This is a genomic window from Streptomyces sp. TLI_146, assembly GCF_002846415.1.
Lineage (GTDB): Bacteria > Actinomycetota > Actinomycetes > Streptomycetales > Streptomycetaceae > Streptomyces.
In genome coordinates this window covers 1375978-1390542 of sequence record NZ_PJMX01000001.1, presented here as the reverse complement: position 1 = coordinate 1390542, position 14565 = coordinate 1375978, and the positions used below count along the sequence as shown (strand labels likewise).

The window sequence follows — 14565 nt, the reverse complement described above, 5'->3', positions numbered from 1 at the left end:
TTACTACGCCTTGGCGTTGACCAGAACCGCCATGTTGCCCGCCGGATGCTGGTTGTCGTGGATCAGCTGGTGGGCCTTGCCGATCTCCTCGAAGCCGAGCGTGAGCGACAGGCACGGGTCGAGCAGGCCCTGGTCGATCATGGCGGTCACCTCGCGGGCCTCGCGGGCATTGGATACGTGGGAGCCCTGCAGCCGCTTCTGGCGCATCCACAGGAACCGCAGGTCCACATCGCCGTTGTAGCCGGTGGTGCCGCCGCAGATGACGACCATGCCCGCGTTGTCGCACAGGTACATCGAGGTCGGGATGGTGTCGGCGCCGGAGTGCTCCAGGACGATCCTGGGGGCCCGGCGCTCGCCGAGGACCTCCCAGAAGCGGCGGCCGAACGCGCGGGCGCCCTTGAGCCACCGGGCCATCGCCTCGTCGTCGGAGGTGTCCGGCAGCCGGCCCCAGTGGTCGAAGTCGCGGCGGTTGATGTAGCCCTTGGCGCCCAGCTCCACGCAGTACTCGCCGCGTTCGTCGCTGGAGACCACCGCGATGGGGATGCCGCCGCGCTGCTTGACCATCTGGATCGCCATACAGCCGAGGCCGCCCGCCCCGCCCCAGATCAGCACCACGTCGCCGGGGCGCACGGTGTGCGGTTCCCAGCCGAAGAGCTGGCGGTAGGCGGTGGCGGCGGTCGCCATGTAGCAGGCGGCCTGCGCCCAGGAGAGCCGCTTGGGCTTGGGGTGGCACTGGTACTCGTCGACGACGGCGAACTGCGCGAACGACCCGTAGTTCTCCTCGTACCCCCACACGCTCTGCGAGGACGAGGTGCAGGGGTCGGCGCCGAGCCGGATGTCCTCGGCGCTCTCGTCCCACACGCTGGCGAGCAGCACGATCTCGTCGCCGGGCTTGAGGCGCACGCCCTCGCCGACCGCCCAGACGATGCCGGACGCGTCGGAGCCGCCGATGTGGAAGTCCTCGACGGCGCCGCGCTTCTGCCGGGCGGCTATGACGTCGACCGGGTCGCCGAGCGAGGCCCACACGTTGTTGTAGTTGACGCCCGCCGCCATCACCTTGATGAGCACCTGGCCGGGCCCGACCGGGGGCACGTCGACGACCTCGGTACGGAAGGCGCCGATGGGCGGCCCGTAGCGCTCGGGCCGGATGAGCGAGGCGTACATGCGCTTGGGCGCCTCGCCCAGCGGCGGCGCGTCACCGAGTTCGTACAGGTCCTGGGTCACGGGGTCGCTCCTGATGGGGTCGCGGGATGGGGTGCCCGCGCCAGGCGGGCGAGGCAGGCATCGTGGGCGGCGGCGGGTCCGGTGACGTCCCACCCGGCCGGTACGGCGGCGAACGCGGGCCACAGGGAGTGCTCTCCCGCCGCGTTGACGAGCACCAGGTGCGAGGGCTCGTCCTCGCCGCGGGGCTCGAACGGACTTGGCACGGTTGTTCCCTTCGTTGCTGCGCGGCCGGGGCCGCGGCGTGCCGCACGGTCCGATGTGCGGCACGGCGTTCGGGTGGTCATCCGGCGGCGGGCCGCAGGGCGGCGGCGAGCACCGCGCCGATGCGGGCCATCGGCTCCGGCTCGGTCATCTCGTAGTGGCCGCAGGGCACGGTGTGGTCGGTGAGGGTGCCACCCACGTACGGGCGCCAGCTGTCGGCCTTTCCGGTCGCCAGCGACAGGTCGGCCGGGTCGGCGGGAGCGCCGGCGTCCTCGGTGGCGCTGAAGAAGAGCACGTCGCCGCGGAACACCTCGGGGGCGAACCCGGGGGCCACCGCGAGGTTGTTGCGCATCACCCGGGCGATCGCGAGCGCCTCCTCGCGGGTCACCGGCGAAGATCCGCGCTCCGCGCCGTCCTCGTCGATCAGCCGGATCACCTCGTCGACGTCGCCCGCCCCGCCGCCGGGCATCTCCAGGCCCGCGACGCGGACGAGCAGGGACGCCACCTGGCGCTCGGTCGCGGCCGGGTCGGCGGCCTCGTCCTGGGTGAGCGGGGCGTCCAGCATGGCCAGCAACTCGACCTCCTCGCCCTGCCGTTGCAGCGCGGTGGCCATCGCATGGGCGACGAACCCGCCGTAGGACCAGCCCATCAGCCGGTACGGGCCCTCCGGCTGCACCTCGCGCAGATGGGCGAGGTAGGAGTCGACCATGTCCTTGGCGTCGGCGGCCGGCTCCCGTGTGCCGTCCAGGCCGTGCGCCTGGAGGCCGTAGACCGGCTGGCGGGCCCCGAGGTGGGGCAGCAGACCGGTGTAGCGCCAGGCGATGCCCGCGCCGGGGTGCACACAGAACAGCGGGCGCTGGTCGCCGTCGGCGCGCAGCGGCAGCAGGGGGGCGAACGCGTCCCGCCCGGCCGCGCCGCCGCGCCCGGCGAGCGCGACGAGCCCCGCGACGGTGGGCGCCGACAGGAAGGCGGCGGCCGGGACGTCCAGGACCCCCTCGGCGCGCATCCGGCCCGCGAGGATCACGGCGCGCATCGAGTCGCCGCCCAGGTCGAAGTAGTTGTCGTGGACGCCGATGCCCTCGATGCCCAGGGCCTCCTCCCAGTGCCCGGCCACGGCGCGCTCCTGGGGGGTCCGGGGCGCGGCGTACTCGGTCGTCAGGTAGGGCCGGGGCGCCCGGCCGGAGCCCCCGCCCGGCGCCGCGTCCTCGTCCGCGCCGGCGGGCGGCCTGGCGCCCGGCGCGTCGATCCAGTGGCGGCGCCGCTCGAAGGCGTACCCCGGCAGCGGCACCCGGCGCGGCTCGCGCGCCTCCTCGGGGCCGGTGATGTCGGCGGGCACGCCCGCGCTCCACAGCCGGCCGAGGGCCTCCGCGAAGACCTGCCCGTCAGGGCTCGCGGCCTTGGCGTGGCGCATGGTGGGGACGGTGGTCACCGGTGCGTCCCCGAGCCGCGCCCCGGCCAGCTTGGCGAGGCTGTCGCCCGGGCCGATCTCCACGAACAGAGGGTTGCCGCGCTCCCACAGCGAGGCGATGCCGTCGGTGAACCGGACCGTGCGGCGGGTGTGGTCGAGCCAGTGCTCGACGCTCGTCGCCTGCTCGTCGGTGACCCAGGAGCCGGTGACGTTGGTGATGTACGGGATCTCGGGCGCCCGCAGGGACACCGTCCGCAGGGCGTCCGCGAAGGCGGGCAGGATCGGGTCCAGGACGTGCGAGTGCGCGGCCGCGGGCATCCGCAGCCTGCGGAAGGCCACCTCGTCCGCGAGCAGCCGCGCCTCCAGAGCCGCCACCGCGTCCGCGCGCCCCGCGACCGTACAGGCGGCCGGGCCGTTGACGGCCGCCAGCGACAGGTCGTCGGTGAGGTAGCCGCGCAGCGCCTCCTCGCCCAGCGCCACGCCCACGGTGGCGCCCCCGGCCGAGGCGATCAGCCGGATCCGCTCCGCGACCAGCGGCAGCATCTCCTCGGGCGTCATCACCCCGGCCAGCGTGGCCGCGGTGTACTCGCCCAGCGAGTGCCCGATGAACGCGGCGGGCCGCACCCCGTGCTCCATCAGCGCGGTGGCCAGGGCGTATTCGGTGACCACCAGGGCCAGGAAGGCGTCCACGCCCCCGGGTTCGGTCCGCTCGTACAGCGCGGTGCGCAGATCGCGGCCGGTCACCGGCCGCAGGATCGCGGCGCAGCGGTCGACGGCGTCCCGGTAGACCGGCAGATCGCGGTAGAGCCCGGCGCCCATGCCGATGTACTGGGTGCCGCCGCCGGGCAGCAGGAACGCGACCGGCGGGGCGTCCTCGCCGCGCACCTCGGCGGGGGCCTGGAGCGGGTGCAGCAGGATCCGCGCGGCCTGCTCGGTGCTCTGCGCCGCCACCGCCGCCCGGTGGGGCATGGCGGGGCGGTCGGTGCGCAGGGTGTGGGCGACGTCCGCCAGGTCGAGCCCGGGGTGCTCGGTGAGGTGGCGCCCGAGGGCGGCGGCCTGGCCGCGCAGGGCGCCCGGGGTGCGGGCGGAGAGCGGCAGCACGTGCCAGCGCGGGTCCTCCTCCTGGCGCGGGGCCGGTGCGGGCGGGGCGGGCGGTGCCTCCTCCACGATCACATGGGCGTTGGTGCCGCCGACCCCGAACGCGCTGACGGCGGCCCGGCGCGGCCCGGAACCGGAGTCCCACTCCTCCAGGGCGGTGGGGACCCGGAACGGGCTCGCCGCGAAGTCGATCAGCGGGTTGGGCTGCTCGAAGTGGAGGGTCGGCGGTATCTGCCGGTGCTCCAGGGCCAGCACGATCTTGATGAAGCCCGCGATCCCGGCGGCGGCGCCCAGGTGGCCGATGTTGCTCTTGACCGACCCCAGGGCGCAGAACTGCCTGCGGTCGCTGCTCTCGCGGAACGCCCGGGTCAGGGCGGCCACTTCGATGGGGTCCCCGATGCGGGTGGCGGTGCCATGGGCCTCCACATAGCCGATCGAGTCCGCGTCGATGCCCGCGGCGACCTGCGCGGCGAGGATCGCCTCCGTCTGGCCCTCGGTGCTGGGCGCGGTGAAACCCACCTTGCGGCGGCCGTCGTTGTTGATGGCCGAGCCCCGGATCACCGCGCGGATGCGGTCGCCGTCGGCGAGGGCGTCCTCCAGGCGCTTGAGGACCACCATGCCCACGCCGTCGCCCGAGGAGGTGCCCGCCGCGTCGGCGGCGAACGCCCGGCAGCGCCCGTCCGGCGAGAACGGCCCGTCGGGCACATGCCGGTAGCCGAGCATGGCCGACGGGTTGAGGGAGGCGGCCCCGGCCAGCGCGACGTCGCACCGGAAGTCGATCAGGTCCTGGCAGGCGGTGTGGATCCCGACGAGCGCGGTGGAACACGCCGTCTGGAGCGACAGGCTGGGCCCGGTCAGTCCCAGTTCGTACGAGATCCGGGTAGCCAGGGTGCCCAGCGAGTTGCTGGTGGCCGCGTGGACCAGGGCGACCGAGGCGCTCTGCCCGGCGAAGCGGGGGTGGACGTGGCCCGGGTAGTAGCGGCTGTCGCCCGCCCCGGCGTACACACCGACCTGGAGGTCGCCGTGCCCGTCGGCGTATCCCGCCTCCTCCAGGGCGTGGTAGGCGCACTCCAGGAGCAGGCGCTGCTGCGGGTCGATGACCTCGGCCTCGGCCGGGCTGTAGCCGAAGAAGGCGGAGTCGAACCGGTCGATGCCCTCGACCACCGAGGCCATCCGCACCAGGTCCGGGTCGGCCAGGCCCGCGGGGTCGCCGCCCGCCGCCAGGAACTCCTCGTCGCTGATGGGCCGGATCGACTCCCGCCCGGCCGCGAGGTTCTGCCAGAACTCCTCGACCGTGTCGGCGCCGGGGAAGCGCGCCGCCATGCCGACGACCGCGATCGCCGTGTCGGGCCCGTACTCCTGCCCGTCCGTCTCATCCATCGTTGCGGGATCCATCGTTACGGGGTCCTTCGTGCTCGGTGTGCGGGGTGTTCGGGGCGGGGCGGCGGGACGCCCGGGCGGCGCGCTGGCGCTCGGCCCGCTGCCGTACGCGGTCGAGTCCGGTGGCCGGGGCGCTGCCCGGCGCCGTGGCGGTCACGGCGTCGGCGGGTGCGGTGCCGCCGGCGCCGATGTCGGTGAGGTGGCGGGCCAGCGCCCGGACGCTGGGGTGGCTGAAGAGGTCCACCACGCTCAGGTCGCAGCCGAGTTCCTCGTTGACCGCGCCCTGGGCGCGGACCAGGAGCAGCGAGTGGCCGCCGAGGTCGAAGAAGTTCTCCTCGACACCGACCCGGTCGCGCTCCAGGACCCGGCACCAGATGGTGCTGAGGATCTTCTCCAGGCGGCGCAGCCCCTCGGCGGAGTCGTCCGTGGCACCGGCCGTCTCGGCCGTGGCCGAACCGGCCGCGCGCAGCACCCAGTTGCCGCTCGCCCCGGCCGCGTCGGCGGACTTCCCGGCCGCCGTGTACAGGGCGCCGAGGTCGGCCTCGTCCTCCAGGACCACCCGGCCCGCCAGACGGTGCACCGGGCGCGGCGGCGCCTGGACGTGGCCGCGCACCCAGGGCATGGCCCGGTCCGTGCCGATCAGCAGGTGCGGCTCGTCCAGGGTGCGGGCCAGGTCGAAGGAGCGCAGTGCGGCGGAGGTGTCCAGGACGCGGTAACCGCGCGCCTCCGTCAGCGACTTGAGGCCGTACCCCTCGCTCATGCCGAGCTCGTCCCACATGCTCCAGGCCAGGCTCTGCGCGTCCAGGCCGGCGCCCCGCTGATGGGCGGCGAGGGCGTCGAGGAACGCGTTGGCGGCGGCGTACGAGCTGCTCATGGAGCCGCCGAAGTAGCCGTTGACCGAGGAGAACGAGACGAACGAGCGGACCGTGTGCTCCTGGGCGAGCCGGTGCAGCGCCCAGCCGCCAGTGACCTTCGCGGCCAGCGCCGCGCGCCACTCCTCCAGGCCCAGATCGGCCACCGCCCGCTGCTCGAAGCGGCCCGCCAGGTGCACAACTCCGGCCAGCGGGGCCGACCAGGCGGCGGACGCCTCGTCGACGACGGCGCGCAGCGCGTCCAGGTCGGTGATGTCGGCGCTCGCGTACCGCACGTCGCCCAGCTCGCGCAGGCTCCGGTACGTCTCGATCCGGCGGGCGAGCGCCCCGCCCTCGGCGAGGTGCTTGTCCCAGCTGTCCTCGTCGGGCAGTTGGGTGCGCCCGACCAGCAGCAGCCGGGTGCCCGGCGTCCTGAGCAGGTGCTCCGCGAGCCGCCCGGCCACTCCGCCCAGACCGCCGCTGACGAGGCGGAACCCGTCGGCGACGGGCACCGGGGTGCGCGGCAGGGGATCGGGCAGCGGGGCGAGGCGGCGGATCCAGCGCTGCCCGTCACGGAAGGCCACCTCGGCGTCGGCCACCGGCGCGGCGGCCTCCGCGAGCAGCAGCTCGGCGCTCTCCGCCACGCCGACGCCCGCCGCCAGGTCCACCTGGACGGTGCTCAGCCACGGCAGCTCCTCGCGCAGGCTCTTGAGGAGTCCGCCGACGGCGCCGTGCGCGTACGAGGGGCGCTCGCCCGGGCGCACCGCCTGGCCCTCCACACCGACGAAGTGGACGGCGACCCGGCGGCCCGAGGTGTGACGGGCCGTCAGGGCCTGGGCGAGGCAGAGCAGCGCGTCGGCGCCGTCGCGCTGGGCGTCGAGCAGCTCGCCCACGCTCTCCGGTTCGCCGCTCGCGGTGCCGAGCGCGCCCAGGTGCAGGACGGTGTCCACGGGCCGGTCGTCCGCCGCGAGTCCGTCGAGCAGGCGACCGTAGTCCTCGGCGGCGTCGACACGTATCCGGTAGGCGGCGGCGTCGAGCCGGGCGAACTCCGGCCCGGCGGTGACCACCGTGCACCGGGCGCCCCGCGCCCGCAGCCGCTCCGCGACGGCGTCGGCCACCTCGGCGGCCGGTGCGTGCCGCCCGGCCAGCACCAGGGTGTGCCCGCCGGGTGCGGCCGGGGCGTGGACGCGCTCGGCGCGCTGCCACACCGGGCGCAGGAACCAGTCCGGCACGGTCGCGGTGCTGCCCAGCAGGATCTCCGAGGCCTGGGCGACCTTGTCGAACTCGCCCGCCTCGAACCGCTTGCGCAGCTGGGTCCGCTGGATCTTCCCGATCTCCGTCTTGGGGATCACGGCCGCCTCGACCGGCATCAGATGCGCGGGGCTGATGCCGATCTCCCGGGTGACCTTGCCGCGGACGGCGCGCAGCGCCTGGGTGACGTCGGTGCCCTCCTCGACGTGGAAGAAGAGCGCGAGCTCGTCGGTGCCCGCCGAGGGGTCGGTGCGCACCGCGCAGGCGGCGGTGAAACTCCGTACCACGAAGGGCAGTTCCTCGACGCAGGACTCGATCTCGTGGCTGTAGTGGTTGACGCCGTTGACGATGATGACGTCCTTGGCGCGGCCCGTGATGTAGAGCTCGCCGGAGCGCAGGAAGGCCAGGTCGCCGGTCTCGAACCAGCCGTCGGGGGTGAACGACTCGGCGTTCGCCTTCGGGTTGTCGTGGTAGGCGGCGGTCACGGTGGTGCCGCGTACCTGGAGCCGGCCCGCGGTGCCCTCCGCGACGATACGGTCCTGGTCGTCCACGATCCGCATGGCGAAGCCCGGGTAGGGCAGCCCGCAGCTGACGAACGTCTCCTCGCCGGGCAGCGGCTCGGCCGTGAGCACGGTGTCGGTGACCACCGAGGAGGTCTCGGACATGCCCCAGCACGGGTGCATGACGTCCTGCGGCAGCCCGAACGGCTTCATCACCTCCAGCCAGCGCCGGGCGGTCGCGGCGACGACCACCTCGCCCGCGTTCATCACCAGCCGCATCGGGGAGAGGTCCCAGGGCCGCCCCGCCATCCGGTGCGCCTGCTCGCTGACCAGGCCGAACGCGAAGTTGGGGGCCCAGGTGACAGTGGCCCGGTGCCGGTGCGCCAAGTCCATCCAGCGCAGCGGGTCCTCCAGGATCCAGGACGTCGGCGCGTGCACCTGGCGGCAGCCCAGATAGACGTCGCGCAGATGGAACATGACCACACCGGTGACGTGGTCGAGCGGGATCCAGTTGACCGAGACGTCGTGCTCGGTCAGGGAGTTGAGGGAGGCGGTGGCCGCGGCCCGGGTCAGGACGTTGCGGTGGCTGAGCCGGACCGCCTTGGGCAGCCCGGTGCTTCCCGAGGTCAGCAGCATCAGCACCACGTCGTCGGGCCGGGCCGGGTGCCAGTCGCCGTCGGCCGGACCCTCGCGGAGGGCGTCCGTGGTGGTGAGCCGCAGGCCGTCCCACGCGCGCCGCGCGGCGAGGTCGCGCAGCCCCGCCTCGCCGGACGCGGACGTGATGATCCACGGGCGGTGGAGCATCTCCCACACGCCCTCCAGCTTGGTCAGGGGCGCCGACGTCGTCGCGTACGAGACGGGGACGGTCAGCGGCACGGTGACGAAGCCGCCCAGGACGCAGCCCCACAGTGTGGCGAGGAAGTCCTCGGTGTCCTCGCACTGGAGGATCACCTGGTCGCCGGGGCGGAGCCCGAGCTCGCGCAGACCGCCCAGGACGCGCGAGGCCTCCTCGATCAGCGAGGCGTAGCTGCGGCGGGTCTCGGTGCCGTCGGCGCGGACGTGGACGACCTCGGCGTGCGGGCCGCCCTCGGCCGCCCGCCGCAGCGCCTCGGCCCAGCTGCCCACCGTCGGCTCGGGCAGCTCGGGGCCTTCGCTCAGCGCGGGGACGGCCGGGCCGGCGTCGGCGCCGGAGGTGTGCGCGGGGGCGTCCGTGCGCGCGGAGGACGAGCCGATGTACAACCGGCCGAGCTGCTCGGTGACTTCCTCCAGGGACACGGTCGCCGAGCGGACGCCCGGCAGCCCGGCCAGGCCGCGCTCCCACTGCTCGGCGGCCTCGGTGTCGACGACGGGCAGCCGGTCCAGCGCCTCGGTGTCCAGGGTGCCGTCGGGCTTCCTCGGCAGGTCGCTGACGGCGGTGATCCGGGGCGCGCGCTCGGCGTCGGTGCGGCGCAGGGCGCGGGCCGCCTGCTCGGCCGCGGCGGCCCGGGTCGGTACGGCGAACACGGTCGGCCGTCCGGCCGCGCCGGGCACGGCCACCGCGTCGCGCAGATCGCCCCGGGCGAGGAGTTCGCGCTCCAGGGCCGCCGGTTCGAACCCGTCGTCCGCCGTCTCGGCCCGGACCACGGGCTCGGGGGCGGGCAGGGCGCCGAGGCGCAGACCGGGGTCGTCGGCGACAGCGGTCAGCAGGGCGTGCAGGGCCCGCGCCGCGCGCTCCACGGTCGGGTGGTCGAACAGGTCGGCGGCGTACTCGATGTGGCAGGCGAGGCCGTCCCCGGCGCCGTCGTGCGCGCGGTGCTCCACCACGTCCACGAAGAGGTCGAACTTGGCGGTGCCGGTGGCGCTCGGCCGCAGCGGCGCCTCGTTGCCGCCGAGCCGCAGCACGGCCTCGGTGTTGTTCTGCAGGGCGAGCATGACCTGGAAGAGCGGGTGGCGGGCCGGGGTGCGGGCCGGGTTGAGCTCCTCCACGAGCCGGTCGAACGGCAGGTCCTGGTGGTCGTAGGCGGCCAGGTCGAAGTCCCGTACGCGGCCGAGCAGTTCGCGGAACTCGGGGTCGCCCGAGGTGTCGGTGCGCAGCACCAGCGAGTTGGCCATCAGGCCGATCAGGTCGTCGAGCGCCTCGTCGGCGCGCCCGGCCACGGGAGTGCCGATGGGGATGTCGGTGCCCGCGCCCCAGCGGGTGAGCAGGGCGGCCAGGGCGCTCTGCAGCACCATGAACAGACTCGCGCCGCTCTCGTCGCCGAGCCGCAGCAGGGCGCGGTGCAGCTCGGGGGAGACGTCGAGGGTCAGATGGCCGCCGCGACGGCCCGGGGCCTGGGGGCGGGGCCGGTCGGCGGGCAGCGGGATCTCGACCGGAAGACCGCCGAGCGCGTCCTTCCAGAAGTCGAGCTGACGAGCCATCAAGTTACCGTCGGCAGCGAGCAGTTCGCGCTGCCACAACGCGTAGTCGGCGTACTGGACCGGCAGCTCGTCCCAGCTCGGATCGCGGCCCTCGGCGCGGGCCGCGTACGCGGTGGACAGGTCCTCGGCCAGCGGGCGCAGCGACCAGCCGTCGGCCGCGCTGTGGTGCAGGACGATCACCAGCGTGCGCGCCGCCCCGGTTCCGTACAGACCGGCCCACAGCGGCTGGTCCCGGGTGAGGTCGAACCGGTGCCCGCGTGCGAGGGCGACATACGCCTCGACCTCCTGCGCGGGGCAGTCGACCACGTGCAGCACGGGCCGCAGGGTGCCCGGCGCGGCTATCTCCTGGCGGGGTGTGCCGCCGGTCTCCGGGAGCAGGGTGCGCAGGCTCTCGTGCCGGTCGGCGACGTCGGACAGGGCCGCCCGCAGGGCGTCCACGTCGATCTCCCGGGCCAGTGGCACCACCAGCGGAATGTTGTACGTGGCGGCCGCCCCGTCCAGCTGGTTGAGGAACCACATGCTCTGCTGGGTGGCGGAGAGCGGCACCGGGTCCGGCTGCTCGGCGCGGACCAGCGGCGGGCGGTCGGCGCCGGGTCCGTCGGACGTGACGTGGGCGGCGAGCGCGGCCGGGGTGGGCAGGGCGAAGAACGCGGCCATGGAGACCTCGGCGCCGGTGGCCGAGCGCAGCCGGGTCATCAGCCGGGTGGCGAGCAGCGAGTGGCCGCCCAGGTCGAAGAAGTTGTCTTCGGCGCCGACCGTCCCCTCCGGCAGCCGCAGCAGCTCCTCGTAGAGGCGGCACACCAGCGCCTGGGACCCGGTGGCCGGGGTGGTGCCGGTGGCCGCGGCGGCGAAGTCAGGCGCGGGCAGGGCCTTGGCGTCCAGCTTGCCGTTGGCCGTCAGCGGCAGCGCGTCCAGGATCACGCACACGCTGGGCACCATGTGCTCGGGCAGCGACTCGGCGAGATGGGCGCGCAGTTCGACCGGCTGCGGACGCGATCCGGGGGCGGGGACCGCGTACGCCACGAGGATCCGGTCGGCCGCTCCCTCGGTCTCCCGGGTGACCACGGCGGCGCGGGCCACGTCCGGGTGGCCGACGAGCGCGGCCTCGATCTCGCCGGGCTCGATCCGGAAGCCGCGGATCTTCACCTGCTGGTCGGAGCGGCCCGCGTACTCCAGTGTGCCGTCGGCCCTACGCCGGGCCAGGTCGCCGGTGCGGTACATCCGCTCGCCCGGGGCGCCGAAGGGGTCGGCGACGAACCGCTCGGCGGTCAGCTCGGGGCGGTTCAGATAGCCGAGGGCGAGACCGGGGCCCGCCACGTACATCTCGCCCACCCGGCCGGGCGGAACCGGCTGGAGGCAGTGGTCGAGGACGTACACCCGAAGGTCGGGGAGCGCGGTGCCGATGACGCTGCGGGCGCGCGGGTCCTCGATCAGCTCGCGGGTGACGCGCTGATGGGTGACGTGCACGGTGGTCTCGGTGATGCCGTACATGTTGACCAGGGCGGGCGACTCGTCGCCGTGCCGCTCCAGCCAGGGGCGCAGATGCGCGGGCTCAAGGGCTTCGCCGCCGAACACCACGTACCGCAGGGCGAGCGGGCCGTCCTCGGCACCGGCCTCCTGGTCGGCCTGGACGAGCTGCTGGAAGGCGGACGGCGTCTGGTTGAGGACGGTGACGCCCTCGCGTCGCAGCAGCCGCAGGAAGTCGCGCGGGGAGCGGCTGGTGTCGTACGGGACGACGACGAGCCGGCCGCCGTGCAGCAGCGGACCCCAGATCTCCCAGACGGAGAAGTCGAAGGCGTACGAGTGGAAGAGCGTCCACACGTCGTCCGGGCCGAAGGTGAAGTGGGCGGCGGACGTCTCGAAGAGCCGCACCACGTTGGAGTGCGGGATCACCACGCCCTTGGGGCGGCCGGTGGAGCCCGAGGTGTGGATGATGTACGCGGGGTCGCGCGGGGTGAGCGGCGCCGGGCGGTCGGCGTCGGTGAGGTCGGTGTCCGGGCGCGCCGCGAGGTCGCGCTCGACGGCCGCGTCCCCGACGACCACCGCGGCCGCGCCGGTCTCCGGCAGCGTCGGCGCGGTGCCCGCGTCGGTGACGAGCAGCGCGGGCGCGGCGTCCTCGGCCACCGCGCGGATGCGCTCGGCCGGGTAGCCGGGGTCCAGCGGCAGATACGCGGCGCCGGACTTGACCACGGCGAGCAGGGCGACGACGAGCTCCGCCGAGCGGGGCAGTGCCAGGGCCACCACCTGCCCGGGTCCGGCGCCGCGCTCGACGAGCAGGCGGGCGATCCGGTTGGCGCGGGCGTTGAGCTCGGCGTAGGTCAGCGAGGCGCCCTCGTAGGTGACGGCGACGGCGTGCGGGCTGCGGGCGGCCTGCGCCTCGAAGCGGGTGGGCAGGACGGCGTCGGGCGCGGTGTGCGCGGCCTCGGCGGTGGCGTACCGCGGTGATTCACCGGGCAGTAGCAGGCTCGTGCGGGCGAGCGGGAGGGCGGCGTCGGCCTCGGCGAGCTGGTCGAGCAGGAGCAGCAACCGCCTCTGGTGGTCTTCGAGTTCGGCCTCGGTGTACAGGGCCGGGTTGGCGTCGAAGGCGATCCACAGGCCCTCGCCGCCCGCGCCGGGGCGGACGTTGATCTGGAGGTCCTCGACGGCGCCGCCGGACAGGTGGTGCGAGGTGGTGCGGTGGCCGCCGAAGGGCGGCTCCTCGTCGAACGGGACGAGGTTGACGACCGGCCCGTACAACCGCCGTGCCCCGCCGATGAGTTTGAGGTCGCGGCGCAGGTCTTCGGCCCGGTACTGCTGGTGCCTGCGGACGTCGCGTAACTCCGCGGCGACGGCCCCGACGAGCTCACCGGCCGTGGTGGCGGGGGTGACGGCGAGGCGCAGCGGCAGGATGTTGGACGCCGTGCCGGGGGTGCGCAGGGCGGTGGAGCCGAGCCGGCTCATGGTGGGCAGGCCGAGCACGATGTCGTGCTGGGCGGTGACCCGGTGCAGATAGGCGGCGACGGCCGCGACGACGAGGTCGTTGCGTGACCCGCCCAGGCGCGCGGCCGCGGTGGACAGCCGCTCGGTGGCGGCGGCGGAGAGCAGCGAGGTGCGGCGCAGGAAGGAGGCGGCCGGCGGCGCGACGGCCTCGGTGAGTCCGGTGGCGCCGGGGGAGTCGGCGAACCGGCCGGTCCAGTAGGCGCGGTCGCGCGCGAAGCGGTCCGAGGCCCGGTAGGCCGTCTCCTCGTCGAGCAGCCGGCTCACCGGGGCGAACGGGCACTCGGGCACCTCGCGGCCGTCCGCGAGAGCCGCGTACACCTCGGACAGGCGCCGGGCGACCAGCTTGTAGCTGTAGCCGTCGAGGAGGATGTGGTGGGCGCGCAGGAACCAGAAGTAGCGGTCGGGGGCCACGGTGAAGAGGGCGTGGGTGAACAACGGCCCCTCGGCGAGGTCGGCGGCCGTCGCCATGTCGGCGCGTATCCATGCCTCGGCTGCCGCGCGCGGGTCCGCCTCGCCGCTGACGTCCACCAGCCGCAGCGGCCAGTCGTCACCGCCGGCCGGCGCGGAGCGGGGGCCGTCGGCGGTGTCGGTGAACCGCAGGGCGAAGGTCTGCGCCTCGCCGACGGTGCGGCGCAGCGCGGTCTCGAAGAGCGCGGTGTCCACGGGCCCGTGGATCTCCACGTACTCGGCGGTGTTGTAGGCGGCGTTCGCGGGGTCGAGCCGCTGGGCGAACCAGAGTCCCTGCTGGGCTCCGGTCAGCGGGCTACTGGTGTCCTCCTGGACAGACATGGCACCAACCCTCATTAGGCGTCTGTGAAATTCGCGGCACGCGGAAAGAGCCCGCGGGCCCTCGCTGGGAAGCCGTTGGGCAGGCGCGTGCGATCCGCCCACCTGGTGAGCGGAATGTGCATGGGAACGGAAGCAAGGAATGCATCGCCGAAATACCGCTGCGGGGGCGGAATCCCGGTGAGAGCCGGCGGTGCCGTGACGGGCGCTGCCTTCCTCGGAACAGCCACCCTGCATGAGGAGAAGTCGGCGGGTCAAGAGGATCAACCTCCCGGGCGTGTCCCCGACGGACCGTCAAAAACCCTTGAATTAGGGGGTTCACCCTGCTGGATGTCATGTGCACGGCGGTACGGATTTGGCCAGCTTTCGAAGTTCAGTTTGCGTCAACGAATCGGCCATGACCTGTTAAAAAATCGTGCTGTTGGCAAGTGCCGCCTTGGCGAAACCGCTGTATGCGAGCTCCTCGCGGGGTCGGCCGAGGGCCGATGTT

General features: G+C 74.3%; 4 protein-coding genes. All 4 read right to left on the bottom strand.

What is annotated here, in order from left to right; translation table 11 throughout:
- Nucleotides 1-3 precede the first annotated feature (3 nt).
- A complete protein-coding gene (gene ccrA / locus BX283_RS06390; protein WP_101392180.1) occupies nt 4-1164 on the bottom strand; it encodes a crotonyl-CoA carboxylase/reductase in 1161 nt (386 codons plus the stop codon).
- Between the two features lie 56 nt (nt 1165-1220).
- Nucleotides 1221-1427 (bottom strand): MbtH family protein, encoded by a 207-nt coding sequence (locus BX283_RS06385; RefSeq protein WP_180357078.1) that lies wholly within the window; start codon nt 1425-1427, stop codon nt 1221-1223.
- Nucleotides 1428-1504: 77 nt separating this feature from the next.
- Nucleotides 1505-5311 (bottom strand): type I polyketide synthase, encoded by a 3807-nt coding sequence (locus BX283_RS06380; protein WP_101386671.1) that lies wholly within the window; start codon nt 5309-5311, stop codon nt 1505-1507.
- Entirely contained in the window at nt 5304-14078 is an 8775-nt protein-coding gene (locus tag BX283_RS06375) for a non-ribosomal peptide synthetase (protein ID WP_101386670.1), read from the bottom strand. The genes BX283_RS06380 and BX283_RS06375 overlap by 8 nt, the downstream gene beginning before the upstream one ends.
- Nucleotides 14079-14565: the final 487 nt, after the last annotated feature.

What these genes read in the sequence shown, in the direction of transcription:
- ccrA (WP_101392180.1), bottom strand. Translation starts at nt 1,164, where the DNA reads ATGTACGCCTCGCTCATCCGGCCCGAGCGCTACGGGCCGCCCATCGGC.
- BX283_RS06380 (WP_101386671.1), bottom strand. Translation starts at nt 5,311, where the DNA reads ATGGATGAGACGGACGGGCAGGAGTACGGGCCCGACACGGCGATCGCG.
- BX283_RS06375 (WP_101386670.1), bottom strand. Translation starts at nt 14,078, where the DNA reads ATGTCTGTCCAGGAGGACACCAGTAGCCCGCTGACCGGAGCCCAGCAG.